This is a genomic window from Nocardiopsis deserti (assembly GCF_008638355.1).
GTDB classification, from domain to species: Bacteria; Actinomycetota; Actinomycetes; order Streptosporangiales; family Streptosporangiaceae; genus Nocardiopsis; species Nocardiopsis alborubida.
This window is the reverse complement of record NZ_VWVS01000017.1, coordinates 1-16,702: the sequence shown is the minus strand read 5'-3', so window position 1 is coordinate 16,702 and position 16,702 is coordinate 1. Positions and strand designations below refer to the sequence as shown.

General features: G+C 72.8%; 14 protein-coding genes. 5 read left to right on the top strand and 9 right to left on the bottom strand.

The features are described 5' to 3' along the window. Positions 1-41: 41 nt before the first annotated feature. Positions 42-1,001 (bottom strand): threonine ammonia-lyase, encoded by a 960-nt coding sequence (locus tag FYW99_RS22890; protein ID WP_150254098.1) that lies wholly within the window; start codon positions 999-1,001, stop codon positions 42-44. 59 nt (positions 1,002-1,060) lie between these two features. Beyond that, positions 1,061-1,804, bottom strand: a complete 744-nt coding sequence (locus FYW99_RS22885) for an SDR family oxidoreductase (protein WP_150254097.1) — start codon at positions 1,802-1,804, stop codon at positions 1,061-1,063. Positions 1,805-1,890: 86 nt separating this feature from the next. Here FYW99_RS22885 and FYW99_RS22880 point away from each other — a divergent pair, with 86 nt between their 5' ends. Then, entirely contained in the window at positions 1,891-2,364 is a 474-nt protein-coding gene (locus FYW99_RS22880) for an RrF2 family transcriptional regulator (protein WP_150254096.1), read from the top strand. 132 nt (positions 2,365-2,496) lie between these two features. Here FYW99_RS22880 and FYW99_RS22875 read toward each other — a convergent pair whose 3' ends face one another. Beyond that, entirely contained in the window at positions 2,497-3,783 is a 1,287-nt protein-coding gene (locus tag FYW99_RS22875) for an MFS transporter (protein ID WP_150254095.1), read from the bottom strand. Between the two features lie 257 nt (positions 3,784-4,040). On the opposite strand from FYW99_RS22875, the gene FYW99_RS22870 reads away from it, so the two are divergent. From FYW99_RS22870 to FYW99_RS22855, 4 genes are all read left to right on the top strand, one after another. Then, positions 4,041-4,763 carry a class I SAM-dependent methyltransferase gene (locus FYW99_RS22870; protein ID WP_150254094.1) on the top strand — a complete coding sequence of 241 codons (723 nt, stop codon included), beginning with the start codon at positions 4,041-4,043 and terminating at the stop codon, positions 4,761-4,763. Beyond that, positions 4,760-5,551: a Rossmann-like domain-containing protein gene (locus FYW99_RS22865; protein ID WP_150254093.1), complete on the top strand. Its 792-nt coding sequence runs from the start codon at positions 4,760-4,762 to the stop codon at positions 5,549-5,551. Before FYW99_RS22870 ends, FYW99_RS22865 begins: the two co-directional genes overlap by 4 nt. Positions 5,552-5,624: 73 nt before the next feature. Continuing rightward, positions 5,625-6,647, top strand: a complete 1,023-nt coding sequence (locus tag FYW99_RS22860) for a pyridoxal-phosphate dependent enzyme (RefSeq protein WP_150254092.1) — start codon at positions 5,625-5,627, stop codon at positions 6,645-6,647. Positions 6,648-6,853: 206 nt separating this feature from the next. Then, positions 6,854-7,447: a flavin reductase family protein gene (locus tag FYW99_RS22855; protein WP_150254091.1), complete on the top strand. Its 594-nt coding sequence runs from the start codon at positions 6,854-6,856 to the stop codon at positions 7,445-7,447. A gap of 147 nt (positions 7,448-7,594) precedes the next feature. Here the strand turns inward: FYW99_RS22855 and FYW99_RS22850 are convergent, their stop codons facing one another. The 6 genes from FYW99_RS22850 to FYW99_RS22825 form a co-directional block, all read right to left on the bottom strand. Further along, positions 7,595-8,263, bottom strand: coding sequence for a maleylpyruvate isomerase family mycothiol-dependent enzyme (locus tag FYW99_RS22850; protein ID WP_150254090.1), 669 nt, complete (start codon positions 8,261-8,263; stop codon positions 7,595-7,597). A gap of 101 nt (positions 8,264-8,364) precedes the next feature. Further along, on the bottom strand, positions 8,365-9,429 hold the full coding sequence (locus FYW99_RS22845) for a lytic polysaccharide monooxygenase auxiliary activity family 9 protein (protein ID WP_150254089.1): 1,065 nt from the start codon (positions 9,427-9,429) through the stop codon (positions 8,365-8,367). Between the two features lie 208 nt (positions 9,430-9,637). Then, entirely contained in the window at positions 9,638-10,978 is a 1,341-nt protein-coding gene (locus FYW99_RS22840; RefSeq protein WP_150254088.1) for a cellulase family glycosylhydrolase, read from the bottom strand. A 200-nt stretch (positions 10,979-11,178) separates the two neighbouring features. After that, a complete protein-coding gene (locus FYW99_RS22835) occupies positions 11,179-12,612 on the bottom strand; it encodes an endo-1,4-beta-xylanase (protein WP_150254087.1) in 1,434 nt (477 codons plus the stop codon). Between the two features lie 74 nt (positions 12,613-12,686). Further along, positions 12,687-15,371, bottom strand: a complete 2,685-nt coding sequence (locus tag FYW99_RS22830; protein ID WP_150254086.1) for a glycoside hydrolase family 48 protein — start codon at positions 15,369-15,371, stop codon at positions 12,687-12,689. A 434-nt stretch (positions 15,372-15,805) separates the two neighbouring features. Next, on the bottom strand, positions 15,806-16,702 hold an 897-nt coding region (locus tag FYW99_RS22825), incomplete at its 5' end, for a glycoside hydrolase family 6 protein (protein ID WP_190394766.1).

Here is a 16,702-nt window from a genome sequence, read left to right as displayed (position 1 = left end):
TCCGCCCGGTCCACCCGGTCCGCTCACGCCACTCACGCCGCTCACGCGACCAGGCGAGCGAAGAGCTCCGGGTCGGCGTTGCCCCCCGAGACGACCGCGACCGTCTCCTGCGGGCAGCCGGGCGCGGTGGGCACACGGCCCGCCAGGACCGCGGCCGCGGCCAGGGCCCCACTGGGCTCGGCGACCAGGCGCGCCCCGTGGGCGAGGGCCGCGACGGCGCGGGCGATCTCCTCCTCCGTCACGGTGACGACCTCGTCCAGGCGGGCGCGCAGGTGGGCGAAGGTCAGCTCGGACAGGCACACGCGCACCCCGTCGGCCATGGTGCGGTGGGTGCGCTCGGGCGACCAGGTGACCAGGCTCCCGGCGCGCAGGCTCTCGGCGGCGTCGGCGGCCAGTTCGGGCTCCACCCCCACGACGCGGACGCGGCGCGAACCTCCGGCGGCCAGCGCGGCGGTGGCCACCCCCGAGGCCAGTCCACCTCCGCCGACGGGCACGACGACGGTCGCGACCTCGGGCGACTGCTCCAGGATCTCCAAGCCGACGGTGCCCTGTCCCGCGATGACGTGCGGGTCGTCGAAGGGCGGGACGAGGGCGAGCGCCTCCTCGTCCCGGAGCCGCCGGGCGGTGGCCTCCCGCCGCTGGGGGGCGACCATGACGATGCGGGCGCCGAGGGCGCGCATGCGGTCGACCTTCACCCCGGGCGCGCCCTCGGGGACGACGACGGTGCAGGGCACCCCGTGCCGGGCGGCGGCGTGGGCGAGCGCCTGGCCGTGGTTGCCCGAGGAGTGGGTCACCACGCCGCTCCGGCGCTGGGCGGGGTCGAGCAGGGCGACGGCGTTGGTGGCGCCGCGGAGCTTGAAGGCCCCGGTGGGCTGGAGGCTCTCGGGCTTGAGCAGGAACGGCGGCCCTCCGGCGGGGCCCGCCGTCAGCGGGGTGAGCACCACCTCCCCGTGTAGGCGCTCCCGCGCGGCACGGACGTCCTCCACCGTGATCAGTTCCATGCGCCCTCTATGCCCGGTTCCGGTCCGGCCACTCGTCCGGGCCGGAGCGCGCACGCCGCCTATCCCTGTCGGGCGAGCCACTCGTCGAAGGTGGTCGCTGTGAGGCGCGCGCCCTCACCCGGCAGCAGCACGTCGCCGGCCATCTCCGGGCCGAACGGCCCCGACCAGGTCGGGACGAGCCGCACCTTCCGGCCGCGTGCCTCATGGGTGCGCCGGGCCATGTCGACGAGGTCCTGCGTCTCGGGCCCGGCGACATCGGGGTAGCGCCCCCGGGGCCGGCCCACCGCCGTCTCGGCCAGGACGTCGGCGACGTCGGCCGGGGCGATCGGCTGGACGAGCAGCGGAGCGATGGCGGCGGCACCGTCCCGTTCGGTCCAGCCGGCCACCATGGCGGCGAAGTCGTGGAACTGCGTGGCCCGCACGATGGTCCACGGCACGGGCCCCTCCGCGACCAGGCGCTCCTGTTCGCGTTTGCCCGCGTAGTGGGGGTTGCCCTGGACCCTGTCGATTCCGACGATCGACAACAGGACGTGGTGGCGGACGCCGGCTCTTTCCTCCGCGCTCAGCAGGTTGCGCGTGGTGGTGCCGAAGAAGGCCACCGCCTCGGACCGGTCGGTGCCGGCGTGGTTGACGGCGTCGACGACCGCCTCCACCCCGCTGAGGGCCTCGTCGAGCCCCCGGCCGCTCTCCAGGTCCGTGCCGAGCGAGCGGCTGACGCGGACGACCTCGTGCCCGTCCCGTTCCAGGGCCGCGGCGGTCAGGGAACCGATGTTCCCGGTCGCTCCGGCGACGGCGATGCGCATGGTGCTCTCCTCTGTCCGCTGTTCCGATGACGACGGACACTATCTCGGACTTCACGGGTCCGCAATAGCTTCGATAGGATCGACCCATGAAGTTGCCCGTGAGCACCGAATGGATCCTGCACTGCGCCACGACGCTGGCACAGCTCGAACCGGGGGCCACCGCCTCGGCCGCCCAGTTCGCGGCCTACTTCGACCTCCCGGCGCCCTATCTCGCCAAGCAGTTGCAACCGCTGGTCAAGGCGGGCGTGCTCACCGCGACGACCGGGCCTCGGGGAGGGTTCCGGCTCGCCCGTCCGGCGGCCGAGACGACGATGCTCCAGATCGTCGAGGCGGTCGACGGCGCGTCCTCGCCCTACGAGTGCCGCGAGATCCGTCGCCGGGGCCGGGGCGCGCTGCCGCCAGAGGACTGCCGGCACACCTGTGTGCTCGCCGCGAAGATGGCCGAGGCCCACGAGGCGTGGCGAAGCAGCCTCGACGCGGTCTCCCTCGCCGACCTCGTCGCGACTCTGCCCGCCTCCGCTCCGGCCCGCACCCGTGCCCTCATGGCCGACGTCCGTTGACCTCGGTGAGGGCCGCGACTCGCCGCCGTCCGCGGACCGCGTCCGCCACCGCGCGCACCGGTCGGACACCGCGCCCTGTCCGTCGCACGCCAGAACCCCAGGGGACCGGTCCCGCCCCCGGGCCCCTTCCGGTCAGGCCGCCCGCGGAACCCTCCGGTCTCCCATGGCGAAGTGGCGCGCGCCGGGGGCGAGCGCCGCGGCTCCCGGGGCCAGGAAGCAGAGGGCGGCGCACACGGTGAGGACCGCCTCCGCGCCGAAGGCCTGGGTCGCCGGGGCGATCAGCGCGAGCCCGACCGGGGCCAGGCCGTAGGAGAAGAGGAAGTCCAGGGAGGAGACGCGGGCGAGCTTGTCGGGCGCGACCTCGCGCTGGGCGGCGGTGAACCAGGGAACGTTGAACAGTTCGATCCCGACCCCCGCCAGGGCGTAGGCGGCGAACACCGTCCACGGGCCCACGGGGAGGAGCAGGCTCAGCGGCGCGAGGCCGTACAGGGCCAGGCCCGCCAGCGCGACCCACCCCTGGGAGGCGGGGCGCCAGCGCCCGATCAGCAGCGCCCCGGCCAGCGCGCCGCCGGTGTAGGCGGTCAGCGCGCCCGCCAGCACCGCCTCGGTGCCGTACGTGTCGCGGCTGACCACGGGGAGCAGGACGCCCGTGGCGGAGTACCCGGTGGCGATCACCGCCGTCAGGGCGCCCAGCCCCGCGAGGAACCACGTGTGGCGCCGGGCCTCGCGCAGCCCCTCGCGGAAGTCGGCGACCAGTGAGGGGCCGCGGGCGGGCGCGGTGCGCGCGGCGTCGCCTCCGTGCGGCGCAGGCGCGGCCCGGCCCCTGGGCGGCGCCAGGGCGGCGACCGCCCACAGCGCGGCGGTGACCAGGAGGAGGGCGTCCACGCCCAGGACCGTGGAGAGCAGCGCCGTCGCCCCCGGGGCGACCAGGGTGGTGACCCGCACGGAGATGGTGAGCGCCGCGTTGGCGCGCTGGCGCCGCGGCTCGTCCACGACCTCGGCCGTCAGCGCCTGGAAGGCGGGTCTACAGGCTCCCTGGCCCGCGCCCACGGCCGCCGCGGCGACGGCCGCGAGCGCGAGGGCGCCGGTCGCCACCCCCGCGGCGACCAGCGGCGTGGCCGCCGCCGCGAGGATCCCGGCCCACAGCACCACCGCGCGGCGGGAGAGCCGGTCGGCCAGCAGGCCGCCGAGCGGCAGCGCGAGGAGGAACCCGCCGGTACGGGTGGCCAGGAGGAGGCCGAGCCCCATGGCGGTGAGCGATCCGTCCAGGACGGCCAGGCCGAGGATGAACGGCATGGCCCACGTGGCCAGCCCCGAGGCGGTGCTTCCCGACCACAGGCGCAGGAAGGCGGGGTCCGAGAGCACGTGCGCGCGCGGTGGGGCCGTGGGCCCGGCGCCGGTCTGCTGGGTGTGGGCCACGGTCTCTCCACGTCCTCTCCACAGGTGGTCACCGGCGGGGCGCTGACGCCGCCCCCGCCCGGGCGCGTCCGCCGGAGGGCCCGCCCCTCTCGCGGCGGGCGGTGTCCACCGGACACACCCCGGGGCGCGAACTCCGACCCCGCTAATGACAATGGTTATCGTTTTATCTACAATAGCGCGCGGACTCCGGTACTCAGAACGTCCGGCGCTCCCCGTTGGTGTCCCGTGTTACTCCCGACCCCCTTGGAAGGACGACCGTGGACCGCTCCCTCGTGGACCAACTGCCCCCACCGCTGCCCGCCGAACAGATCCTCGCCGTCAACCCGCCAAGAAAGGACCTGCACACCACCCGCTCCTACACGTGGAACGGATGGGAGTTCGAGGTACCGCCCGGCGTCTTCCTCCCCGGCGGCACCAGCAGGATGGTCCACCAGCGCATCCTGGCGGACGACATCGACGTGCGCGGACGGCGCTACGCCGCCATGGGCGTGGGCCTGGGCGTGGAGGCCGTCGCCGCCGGAGCCCGCGGTGCCAGCCGGGTCCACGCCGCCGACGTCCACGGCCCCAGCGTCGGGGCCGCCGCCCGCAACTTCGCCCGTCTGCTCCAGGGGCGCACCGCCACCGAACTCGTCCCGGTGACCGGTGACATGTTCGAGGGCTTCCCGGACGGGACCACGGTCGACGTGGTCACCTTCAACCCGCCCGCGGTCAGCCAGGCGGTCAGCACCGACCCCGACGTCGTGCGCAACGTGTGCGTGGGCGCGCCGGTCACGGAGAAGTTCTTCACGCAGCTGGCCGAGCGCCCGCTCCTGGCCCCCGGCGCGGAGGTCTTCCTCATCGCCTCCAACACCGCCGACCTGCGCCGCATCGTCGGGCACGCGGAGGCCACCGGCTTCCGGGCAGAGGTGCACCACCGGCACGACTGGGGCGACGGGGTCCTGACCTACCTGTTCCGCTTCCGGGAGGAGACCGGGAGATGACCCTCGACGACCTCCTCCGCGACGCCGCCGACCGGGTCGGCGACACCGTGGCCACCAGCGTCTTCTGGCTCCACCACGGCACCCGCCTGGCCGGGGGCGACACCACCTACCTCAACCACTACGTCGCCGTCCGCGTCGGCGGGGCCTTCGGGGCCTGCGCCTTCGAGGACGGGCAGATCGCGCCGGACCTGTGCCGCGAGGCCTCGGGAGCCCCCCTGGCCGAACTGCTCACGCGGGGCCCCCTCCCCCTGCGGGTGGCCGCCCTGGACGCCCACCTCGCCCACACCGCGCCGCACCGCGAGGACCCCCGGGCCGAGCCGGTCACCCTGCCGGCCGGGACGCCCGAACAGCGCGCGGAGGCACGGGACGCCGCCGTCGCCTCCCTCGTCCCCATCGCCGAGGGCGCGCGGATCGCGCTGATCGGCGTCGTCAACCCCCTCGTGGCCGCCATCCGCGAACGCGGCGGCGAATGCCTGCCCTGCGACCTCAACCTGCGTACCACCCGGTGGGGCGACCCCGTCTCGGAGTCCATGGAGGAGGTGGTCGACGCGGCCGACGCCGTCGTGGCCACCGGCATGACCCTCGGCAACGGCACCTTCGACCCGCTCCTGGCACGGTGCCGGGAGCGCGGCGTCCCCCTGTACGTCTACGCCCAGAGCGCGAGCGCGGTGGCACGCGCCTTCCTCGGCCGCGGAGTCGACGGAGTCTCCGCCGAGCCCTTCCCCTTCTCCCAGTTCAGCGCCGACCCCACGAGGCTCTACCGCTACCGGGCGACCCCGGCGGCCTGAACACCCACGACACCTCCTCCCCGGGCGGGGGGGGGCCCCCCCCCCCCCCCAGCCACCAGTAAGGAGAACGACCGTGGACGAGCACGCCTCCGACGCGATCGGCCGCCCCGACCTCATCGACCTGGGCGGCGGACTGCTGTGCCTGCGGTTCGAGACCCTCAAGGCCCTCTCGGCCGTGGCCGCGGTCCGCCACCTCGTCGAGACCGGCGCCGTCCGCCCCGGCGACACCGTGGTGGACAGCTCCAGCGGCGTCTACGCGCACGCGCTGGCGCTGGCCTGCCACCGGTACGGACTGCGCTGTCACATCATCGGTTCCACCACCGTGGACCGCACGCTGCGCGTACAGCTGGAGGTCCTGGGCGTGCGCCTGGAGCAGATGGAGCCCAGCGACGACCTTCGCCTGGACCAGAGCCGCCGGGTACGCCGCGTCCGGGAGGTCCTGGCCGCCCACCCGGACCACCACTGGATGCGCCAGTACCACGACCCCGTCCACTACCTGGGCTACCGCGAGGTCGCCGAGATGATCCGCCGGGAGACGGCGGGCGCGGACCTCACGCTCGTGGGGGGTGTGGGAACCGGCGTGTCCACCGGCGCGCTGGTCACCTACCTGCGCGAGGCCGACCCGGAAACCCGCCTGGTGGGGGTGCAGCCGTTCGGAAGCGTCACCTTCGCCAGCGACGGCGTGCCCGACCGGGACATCATCATCGCGGGGATCGGCAGCGCCATCCCCTTCGGCAACGTCGACCACACCCTCTACGACACCGTGCACTGGACGGGTTTCACGGCGGCCCTGGCCGGGACGGTCGACCTGCTCCGGCGGCACGCCGTGTTCGCGGGGCTCTCCAGCGGCGCCGCCTACCTGGCCGCCCGGTGGGAGCTGGGCCTCTCCCCCGGCCGGACGGTGGTGTTCGTCGCGGCCGACACCGGCCACCGCTACACCGAGTCGGTGTTCTCCCGCCACAGGGAGGCCGAGGCGGTGGAGGACCTCAAGCCGCTGGACGTCACCGGCACCTCCGAGCTGCGCCTGCCCTGGGCGCGCATGGAGTGGCGCCGGGCCGGGGCGCCGCGACAGGCGGAGTTCGACCGCACGGCGTGAGCCGGACGCGCGGGCGCGGACCGGTGGCGGGCCGCGACCGCGCGGCGGGGCACCGATCCCCGGACTTGGGGAAGCGGGCCCGGCCCGGGAGTCCGCGCCCGCGCGGCGGGGGCGCCGCGTCGGGTTCGCCCCCGGAGCGCGGTCCGCCCCGCCGCGCGGTCCGGATGGTGCGCCCCGCTCGGCGCGGGGCGGGATAATCGATGCCGATGCGTACCGAATGGACACCGGATGATCTGCCCGGACGAGCGTTCTACCAGCTGATGACGGCCGTGATCCTGCCACGCCCGATCGCGTGGGTCTCCACCACGTCCGCGGCGGGCGTGGACAACCTGGCGCCGCACTCCTTCTTCACCGTCGCGTGCACCCAGCCGCCGATCGTGCAGTTCACCTCGGTGCGGCGCAAGGACTCGCTGCGCAACGCGGAGGAGACCGGCGAGTTCGTGGTCAACCTGGCCCCGGAGCCGATGCAGGAACAGGTCAACGCCAGCGGCACCTCCTACCCGCCGGAGGTGAGCGAGTTCGACGCGCTGGGGATCGGGCGCGAGCCCAGCGCGTCGGTGCGCCCGCCCCGGGTGGCGGGCTCCCCGGTGGCGCTGGAGTGCGTGCTGCACTCGACGGTGGGCCTGGGCGACTCGACGGTGGTGTTCGGCCGGGTGGTGCGGGCGGCCGTGGACGAGTCGGTGCTGGTGGACGGGCACCCCGAGGCGACCCTGCTGCGCCCGCTGGCGCGGCTGGGCCGCAACGAGTGGTCCACGCTGGGCGAGGTACGGGCCGTCGACCGGATCCCGTACCGGCCCTGACCGACCGACGGATCCGGCCGGTGGGGGCCGCTCCTGAGCGGCGGGGCCGAGCGCAGCGGGAAATCCCGCCCTGACCGGCACGGAACCTCCCCGGCCGGCTGCGGACCGCTCCCCCGCCCGGCGGGGACCGGACCCGCCCCTCCCCCGTCAGACCCGCAGGTCCACCTTCGGGAAGGGGAAGGCCGACAAGCGGTACAGGACGCCCGAGGGGTCGCCGCTCCAGTCCATGGCGCGCGTCTGGGCGGCGCTGCGGCGGCCGGTGACGGCGCGCAGCAACTCGAAGGCCGTGGCCGACCACTCCAGGTCGGCCCGCTCGCCGAAGGCCCACTCCTGGCCGGTGTCCGTCGCCGTCACGCGCACCCCGGGCAGGTCCGGGGACCACGCGCGGGCCGTCGCGCCCAGGACGAAGGCGGCCAGTTCGTCGGCGTGTTCGGGCTGGGCGGGCATCCCCAGGGCGCCCCGGACGTCGTTCTCGTGGTGCCACACGTCGACCGCGGGCAGGGAGTAGCGGGCCCTGGTCCGGGTGGCGAAGACCTCCAGCAGCGCCGGGGTGTCCTCGCGCCAGGCCGCGCAGAGCCCGGCGATGTCCAGGTGCTCGCGCTCGACCACCTGGCGGGCAGTGACGGCGTCGTCGGCCGGGGGCGTGACCCGTTCCGCGGGCACGTCGGCGCAGAGTCCCGCCAGGTGGGCGTAGGTCTGCTGGACGGTCCACGCGGGCAGGGCGGGCACGGGGGTGGCGAGCTGTTCCGCGGTCAGGTCGTCGGCGAGCGCGAGCATGCGCTCCTGGCAGGAGGTGTAGATCTTCGCGGTGTTCATGGCGCCACGGTACCGAACAGCGTTCGGTACCGTGGCGCCGGGACCGCGCGGGCCTCTGCGGCCCTCACGTGGGGGGCAACGGTCCCTCCGGGATGGTCAGGTCACGGCTCCTGGCAGGACACCTGGGGCTCGATGTTCACGTTCCCCGAGGTGGCGGTGAACCCGAAGCTGGCGCTCTCCCCGGCCGCGAGCGCGCCGTTGTGCGCGGCGTTCGTGGCCTCGAAGTGGGCGCCGTGGTTGACGAGCGAGGCGTTCCAGGCGCTGCTGACCGCCTGGCCGTTGGCGTACACCCAGTCCACCATCCAGCCGTCGGTCCCGTTCTCTCCCGCGGTGACCTCGACCTCGGCCTGGAAGCCGCCCTGCCACTCGTTGAGGACGGTGTACTCGGCCGTGCAGTACTCGCCCTGCGGCGGGTCCGTGGGCTCGGGCTCCGGCTCCGGCTCCGGCTCGGGTTCCGGCTCGGGCTCGGGGTCCGGGTCCGGGTTGCCGCCCGAACCCCCCTCGAAGACCACGTCGGAGCAGTTGTAGAACGCCTCGGGGCTGTCGGAGCGCTCCCACACCACGTAGATGATGTGCTGGCCCTCCTTGTCGGGCAGGTCCACGTCCCAGTAGTACTCGGCTCCGGCGACGCCGCCGCTGCGCAGCGGCGGGTCGGTGACCTCGTCGATGAGCTCCAGGGAGTCCCAGGTCAGCGCGTCGGTCGCGGGGTCGAACCCGTCCTCGGTGACGTAGGTGTAGAAGGTGCCCGGGTGCGCGGCCCAGGCGTTGTGGTGGAACTCCACCGTCGTGTTGGCGGGCAGCTCGGTGGTCGGCCAGTCGGCGCGGACCGCGTTGAAGGACGAGAAGCTGTCGGTGGGGCCGCACAGCTCGCCGTCGGCCACGAACTCCTGGTGGCGTCCGTCGGAGTTGCTGATGAGGTTGCCGAACCAGTTCCAGAACGGGTAGTTGCCGCCCTCGGCCAGCGCGTCGGCGCAGGCGTCGTTGGTCGGCTGGAGCGCGCCGCCGCTGCTGCCGCCGGTGGCGTCCTGGAAGCAGGCGTAGGTGCGGCTGGCCGGGTAGGTGAACGCGCCGTGGGCCTGGGCCGCGTCGGGCAGCGCGACGACGGTGGTGCCGACGGCGAGGCCGCCGAGCGCCACGGCCATGGCGAGGGTGCTGCGTGACCGCATGGGCCACTCCAATCTCTGTGGGGGGTGCCCGGCCGCACCGGGGCGGTGCGGCCGGGGGTGGGTCGTCTGTTCCCTCAGCGGGATCAGCGGGTGCGGTGGGTCACCGGGTTACGGGGTCACCGGGTTGCGGGATCACTGGGTTACGGGGGTACTGGGTTACGGGGGTACTGGGTCGCAGGGTCATCGGGTTACGGAGGACGCGGACAGGTCAGGAGCCGCTGCACGTGAGCTCGGGCGTGGAGACACCGCCGCTGGAATTGCCGACGAACCCGAAGGAGGTCGACTGCCCCGCCGCAAGCGTGCCGTTGTAACCCGCGTCCGTCGCGACCACACTCCCACCGCTACCGGACACCGACGCGTTCCAGGCGTGCGAGACACTCTCACCGCTACCGAAGGTCCACTCCACGGTCCACCCCGACAGAGCAGCACCCGCCGTCACCGTCACCTGCGCCTGGAAACCCCCCTGCCACTGGTTGGTCACCGAGTACACCGCCTCACACTCACCCGACGGAGGGTCCGTGGGCTCCTCGGTGGGCGGGTCGGTCGGTTCGGGGGCGCCGCCGTAGACCGGGGCCTCCTCGGCGGTGGCGGCGATGCCGTCGGGGCCGGTGAAGATGCGCTCGCCCCAGGGGGTCAGGCTGTTGACGTCGAAGCCCTCCACCATGTCCAGGTACTCCACGGGGCTGCCGTTGCCGCTCCAGGACCAGCCGATGTACCCCAGCCCCAGGCGCTCGGCGTGGGACATGATGGCGTCCTCGTCGGGGTTGCCGTCGGAGTGGTCGTGGCCGAACTCGCCGACGATCAGCGGCAGGCCCGCGTCGACGAAGTGCTCCAGGTAGGAGACGATCGTCGACTCCTGCTGGTAGACGCCGTACATGTGCACGGAGAAGACCGTGTTGGCGTCGGGGTCGGAGTCGAAGACCGACTGGGCGTTGTCGCGCATGACGCCCGCCCAGTCCTGGCCCCAGTTCGGCGCGTCCACGACCAGGGTGTGGTCGAAGCCCGCGTCGCGCAGGCGGTTGATGGCGTCGCTGGTGTCGGCGGCCCAGTTCTGGTTGATCGCGGCGTCGTTGCCGTAGGGCTCGTTGCCGATGTTGACGAGGATGTGGTCCTCCTCGCCCTCGACGGCCTCCTGGACGCGCAGCCAGTAGTCGACGGCCTGGTCGAGCGTGGCGGCCCCGGCCTGGTCACCGTAGCCGGTGGTGTCGTGCACCTCCAGGACGCAGATCAGCCGGTTGGTCTTGCACTCGTCGACGACGTTGGCCACGTCGGCGGCGGTGTTCTCCGTCCAGCGCTGGCCGCTGCTGAGCACGACGCGGACGGCGTTGGCGCCCAGGGACTTGATGTCGGCGAACGACTGGGTCTCCTGGGTGTACCAGGTGTGGGCGTGGCTGACGCCGCGGATGACGAAGTCGTTTCCGGCGGCGTCGACGAGGCGGCCGTCACTGACGCGGAAGCCGGTGTCGGCGTGCGCGGGCAGCGAGTGCACGAGCAGTGCGGCCACCAGGGTGATGACCGACCCGAGGGCGATCAGCAGGCGTTTGACCATGGGGGGCTCCAGGTAGAGGGGCGGACAACGTTGTCGTGTTGCGGGGCTCCCGCCTTCGCGGGCGGGGACCGGGTGGGCGCCGGGGGTTGGCGGCTGCGGTCCCCCGGCGCCCGGTCCTGACACAGGCGCGGCCTGTTCCGGGGCGGTCGCGTCAGCGTCGTTCGGTTCCGGTCCTCCCCGCGGACGGGGTCAGCCGCCGGTCAGGAGCCGCTGCATGTCAGCTCGGGCGTGGAGACACCGCCGCTGGAATTGCCGACGAACCCGAAGGAGGTCGACTGCCCCGCCGCAAGCGTGCCGTTGTAACCCGCGTCCGTCGCGACCACACTCCCACCGCTACCGGACACCGACGCGTTCCAGGCGTGCGAGACACTCTCACCGCTACCGAAGGTCCACTCCACGGTCCACCCCGACAGAGCAGCACCCGCCGTCACCGTCACCTGCGCCTGGAAACCCCCCTGCCACTGGTTGGTCACCGAGTACACCGCCTCACACTCACCCGACGGCGGATCGGTCGGATCCGGGTCGGGACCGGGGCCGGAGTCGCCGCCGAGCGCCTCGTGGATCGACCAGTAGGAGGGTTTGGGCTGGTAGTTCCCGTCGATGGGCAGCGCCGCGCCCTGGCCCTCGAAGGTGTCGGGGACCCAGGAGTAGGCGTCGGTGACGCCCCACACGATCACGCCGGAGCACCCGTCGACCGCGTAGCAGGCGTTGACCACCTGGTCGTAGTCCCTGGCCTGCTGCTCCAGCTTCTGCTGGGTGGCGGGCATCTGGATGCGGATGTCCAGCTCGGTGATCATCACCTCCAGGCCCAGGTCCACGAAGCGCTGGATGTTCTGCTGGATGCTGGAGGGGACCTGTCCCGCGATGAGGTGGCCCTGGAAGCCGATGCCGTCGATCGGCACGCCCTGCGCCAGCAGGTCCCGGACCAGGTCGTAGTAGGCGTCGCTCTTGGCGTTGATCCCGTCGATGTTGTAGTCGTTGATGAACAGGCGGGCGTCGGGGTCAGCCCGGTCGGCCATCCGGAAGGCCTCCGCGATGAAGTCCTCCCCCAGCGTCCGGTAGAAGACCGAGTCGCGGAACCGGGCGTCGTCCCCGATGGGCTCGTTGACCACGTCCCAGGTGGCGATGTCGTCGCGGTAGCGCCCCACGGTGGTGCTGATGTGGGTGTCCATGACGTCCAGCAGCTGGTCCTCGCTGAAGCTGCCGTCCCTCACCCATGGGGGCAGCTGGCTGTGCCACACCAGCGTGTGGCCGTGGACCAGCTGGTCGTTCTGCTGGGCGAAGTCCACGATGCGGTCGGCGTTGGTCCAGTTGAACTGCCCCGGCTGGGGCTGGACCGTCTCCCACTTGAGGTCGTTCTCGTGGGTGACGGAGTTGAACTCGCTCGCGGCGGTCCGCGCGTAGTCCGCCTGGTTCAGGTACTGCGAACCGACCGCGGTGCCCATGCGCAGCCCGCGCTGGTCGGCGAGTTCGCGCAGGGTGGCCTGCTGCGCCCGGGCCGCCTCCTCCGCCGGGAGCGGGGTGTTCTCGGCGTGCGCGGCGGCGGCCAGGCCGCCCGTGACGAGGCTGAGGGCGAGGGCGGCCGCGGCCGCGGCCCCTCCCCGGAGCCGTCTTCGCCCCTTGGTGACCGACATGGTGTTCCTTTCTTCGGTGGGGGTGGGGTGGGGGCGGGCGCCGTCGGCGCCCGCCCCCGTGCGGCTACGGCCGGTCAGGCGCCGTCGCCGAACAACTCGCCGTGGGTGGCGAGGGCTGTGGCCACGTCCACCTGCGCCCAGAAGCGGTGGTAGGTGAACTCGGGCACCGGCCCCCCGTTGAGGTACTCCTCGACCTGGGGCCAGTTCGGGTCGTCCTCGTAGAAGGACCGGATGGACAGGAACGTGGAGTCGGAGTCGACCGTGTCCCCGTTGGGCATCTGGCCGGTCCATCCCTCGGGGATGTAGAGGCCGCCGTCGGGGGCGCCGAACTCGTCGTCGAAGCGGGCGTAGTCGGCCCGCGTCTCGGGAACGGCGACGCCCAGGTCGTCCTGGTTGGCCAGGAGGGCGTCGAGCAGGCCCTCGGCCGTCGCGCGGGACTCGGCGTCACCGGTGGCGGCGGCGTAGTGCATGAGGGTCTTGGCCAGGCCCGCGGCGATGCCGACGTCCTGTCCGTGCGAGACGACCTCGACGCTCAGGTCGGGGTTGCCCGTGGACTCGCCCGTCCAGGTGTCGGGCTGGCCGCTCCACTCCATGTCGGCGGGGATGGCGAACTCGCCGTTCTCGCCGACGGTGGTGTTGGCGATCGCCCAGGGGATCCAGTCGTCCAGGATGCCCCCGGCGCGCTCGTCGCCGGTGATGCGGTAGTACTCGGCCACCCGCTCCATGTCCCAGACCTGGAAGCCGAACCAGCGGTTGGACGGCGGGTCGTGCCAGACGGGCTTCTCGTCGTAGAACATGCCGTGGAAGGTGGGCGTGCCCGAGGGCGGCTGGGCGTAGGTGCCCTCCCAGCTGTTGGTCGCGCCGCCCGCGATGCCGCCGTCGGAGGACTGGAGCCACTCCAGGAACTCCAGCTGACGGTCGAGGCTGGTGCCCCAGTCCTCGGTTCCGGTGGCCGACTCCGGCTGGAGCGCGGACACCTCCGAGAGCGCGTAGGCCGCCATCACGTTCTGGTAGCCCTGGTGGGCGGAGGATCCGCCGATGCGCCAGGCCCAGGGGTACTCGGCGCTCTCCAGCGCGCCGCCCCAGGAGTAGTACCAGGCCATGAGGTAGTGCGCGGAGTCCTTGCCCGATCCGGGCGGGCAGGACTGGGGGTCGACGCAGTCGCCGATCTCCTTGAAGTACTTGTCGAACATGGCGTAGCGCAGGTAGTCGCCCATCATCGCCGCGTTGGAGACGTTCTCGGCGATCGCGCCCTCGTTGCCCTGCTCCGAGGCCCACTGGTGCGCCAGGTAGGCCACCTGCACGGCTCGCGCGTCAGCGTCGGGGGCGTTGGTGTAGCGCCACTGCTCGGAGTAGTTGTCGTCGTCGGTGAACAGGTCGAGGAACCCGTTCTCGCCGCCGTGCTCGAAGGTCTCGCAGGACGGGTGCGGCACGGTCTCCCAGACCGACTCGTTGGAGCCGCGCTGGAAGGTGTTGATGTAGGCGGGGGCGTCGTCGGTGCCGTCGCCGCAGAACCCGTAGCCGTAGGTGTTGTCCACGTCCAGCAGCCAGTGCATGCCGTAGACCTCGTCGGTGCCGTAGGTGCTGCTCAGCTCCTGGGCGAGCGGGTCCTGCCCCGCCTCGACCGAGTCGTCCAGCGCCATCGGGTAGTCACTCGGGTCGAGCGACTCGGGGATGTAGGTCGCCGGGGCCGACGGGTCGTAGGAGCCGTTGGTGGGCTGGTCGGCCGTGCCCGGGATGATGAAGGCCTCCATGGACTCCCACGCGGAGTTGAAGGGCTCCCAGTCACCGGTGATCCTGCCGTAGGTCGCCTCCAGCCACAGGTAGTAGCTGTAGGCCTCGGAGGTGGTGGCGTGGCCGTGGTCGGGCGCCTCCACGATCAGGGTCTCCACCGAGTGGTACGGCACGAGGAGGCCGTCGAACTCGCGGAAGTAGCCGCTGTCGGGGTCCTTGATCTTGTCGTACTGGGTGAGGAACTCCTCCTCGTAGGCGTTGGCGGCGCCGGAGAGCTCACGCGCGGTGACCACCACGGGGTCGTAGCCCTCGGCGGAGACGGTGAACTCGGCCTGGGCGGGCTCGCCCGAGCCGTCGCCGGAGGAGGCGACCGTCACCTCCTGGGCGGTGCTCCAGTCGGCGTCGCCGAAGGTCAGCGAGGCTCCCGAGGCCACCGACAGGGTCTCGCTGCCGGAGGTGCGCTCCACGCTGACGGCGACGTCCTCGGCGGGCGCCTCGGACAGGGCCACGTCGAAGGCGGCCTCGCCGCCGGGCTCCAGGGTGACCGAGTCGGGGTCCACGACCAGGGTCGGGTCCTCCGGCTCGGGCTCCTCGTCCTCACCCGCGCAGTCCAGGCCGTTGAGGGTGAACTCCGTGGGTACCTCGTTGGCGCCGCTGTAGGTGGCCTGGAAGCCGAACGTCGCGGTCTGTCCGGAGGCGAGGCCGGGCGCCCAGGAGGGGCCGCTGGCCGTCACGGAGCTGCCGTTCTGGGAGACCTGCGCGTTCCAGCTGTTGCTGATGCTCTGGTTGCCGGAGAACTCCCAGCCCAGCGTCCAGTTGGAGACGGACTCGGCCTCGTTGGTGACCGAGACCTCGGCGGTGAAGCCCGAGCCCCAGTCGTTGAGCTGGTAGTCGACGGAGCAAATCGGTGCGGCCTGCGCGGGCGAGGCCGGAAGGAGGGCGGCTAGGAGCACCGCACCGAGGAGCGCGGGCGCGGGTCTGCGCCAGCGCGCCGTGCGGCGCGGGCCGGGGCGGGGGGTGGTCACGTGTCCTCCTCGGACAGGTTCTCCGTTCCCCACCGCGGGCGCCGCGCGCCGGAGGACGGCGTCGGGGCGGAGCTCTCCGAGGGGGAGGCGGCGGGCCGGAGTGCGGGTGTGGGGGGAGGGAGCCGGGTACGACGCTGTGACCTGCGGCTCGTTGCCCGGGGTCGGGCCGGTGCGCGTCCGGTGGTTTTCCGGAATTCGGACGCCTGATTTGCGCACGCCTTGCGGGAGCGCTCCCAGGCATCGTGGGGCGAAGTTAACACCCATGACACACGCAGACAACGGGTGCAACCGTGGTGACTACTCGTTAAGTTCCCGGGGCCCGGGGCGGGCCGGACCGCCCCGGGGGATTCTGGGGCGCAGTGCGGAGCGGAGGTACCCGCCCGTGTCGGACGGGCACCCCTCGTACCCACCGCACCGCCTGGCGGTGGTCGGTCCTACTGGATGGGCGGGTGGGCGTTGGCCAGCAGCTCCTGGAACTGCGCGGAGAACCAGTGCCCCGACAGCGGAGCGTCGGGCAGCGCGCCGCTCATGTTGTAGTTGTTGCGCGGGTTGCCCTCATAGGTCGGGTCGCACATCCCGTCCAAGCCCTTGCCCTCGTCGTTGGGGATGAACTCGCTCGACCCGTCGGACTCACCCGGCGGCTTCATCCACACATAGGCGTCGATACCCGGCTCCGGCTCGGTCTGGGGACGCTCACCCAGACCCGCACCGGACTGGTTGCACCAGTTCCCGGCCTGCAGGCGGCGGTCGTAGCGGCCCCCGTCCACGTAGGCGTTCACGTCCGTGGACGGCCCCGGCCCGTCCGGGCGGTCCGGCCCGCCCCACCCGTTACGGGAGGTGTCGATGAGCATGCCGATACCGGAGTCGAAGCCCTGGCCCACCAGCTCCTCGCGCAGCGCCTGGGCATAGGAGAGCTCGTCGGTGAACTGGTTCCAGTCCACCCACTCCGACTGGCGCACCGGCGTGCCCGCGACGGTCTCGCCGATGGCGAAGTTGTCCTCCACCAGCGCCGAGTAGTTCGCGGTGTTGGCGATGAACCCGTGCACGTCGGCCGGGGTGGCACCGGCGGCGTTGGCCGCCTCGTAGAACAGCGCGGCCGAGGCGGTGAAGTTGTCCTCCCAACCGATCCATCCGTGGTGACCGGCGTCCACGTAGTTGTAGACGTTGTCGATGTCGCCCAGGGTGGCCAGGGCGTAGCCCACACCCTCGACATAGTTGCCGTTGGCCAGCATCTCGTCGCACTCGGGGGTGGCGGTCTCACGGGGGGAGACGTTGGTGACCAGGTTGGGCAGCGAGTCGATCTCGACCGTGGTCACGATCCTGAGCTCGGT

What these genes read in the sequence shown, in the direction of transcription:
- FYW99_RS22890 (WP_150254098.1), bottom strand. Translation starts at nt 1,001, where the DNA reads ATGGAACTGATCACGGTGGAGGACGTCCGTGCCGCGCGGGAGCGCCTA.
- FYW99_RS22885 (WP_150254097.1), bottom strand. Translation starts at nt 1,804, where the DNA reads ATGCGCATCGCCGTCGCCGGAGCGACCGGGAACATCGGTTCCCTGACC.
- FYW99_RS22880 (WP_150254096.1), top strand. Translation starts at nt 1,891, where the DNA reads ATGAAGTTGCCCGTGAGCACCGAATGGATCCTGCACTGCGCCACGACG.
- FYW99_RS22865 (WP_150254093.1), top strand. Translation starts at nt 4,760, where the DNA reads ATGACCCTCGACGACCTCCTCCGCGACGCCGCCGACCGGGTCGGCGAC.
- FYW99_RS22855 (WP_150254091.1), top strand. Translation starts at nt 6,854, where the DNA reads ATGCGTACCGAATGGACACCGGATGATCTGCCCGGACGAGCGTTCTAC.
- FYW99_RS22850 (WP_150254090.1), bottom strand. Translation starts at nt 8,263, where the DNA reads ATGAACACCGCGAAGATCTACACCTCCTGCCAGGAGCGCATGCTCGCG.
- FYW99_RS22845 (WP_150254089.1), bottom strand. Translation starts at nt 9,429, where the DNA reads ATGCGGTCACGCAGCACCCTCGCCATGGCCGTGGCGCTCGGCGGCCTC.
- FYW99_RS22840 (WP_150254088.1), bottom strand. Translation starts at nt 10,978, where the DNA reads ATGGTCAAACGCCTGCTGATCGCCCTCGGGTCGGTCATCACCCTGGTG.
- FYW99_RS22835 (WP_150254087.1), bottom strand. Translation starts at nt 12,612, where the DNA reads ATGTCGGTCACCAAGGGGCGAAGACGGCTCCGGGGAGGGGCCGCGGCC.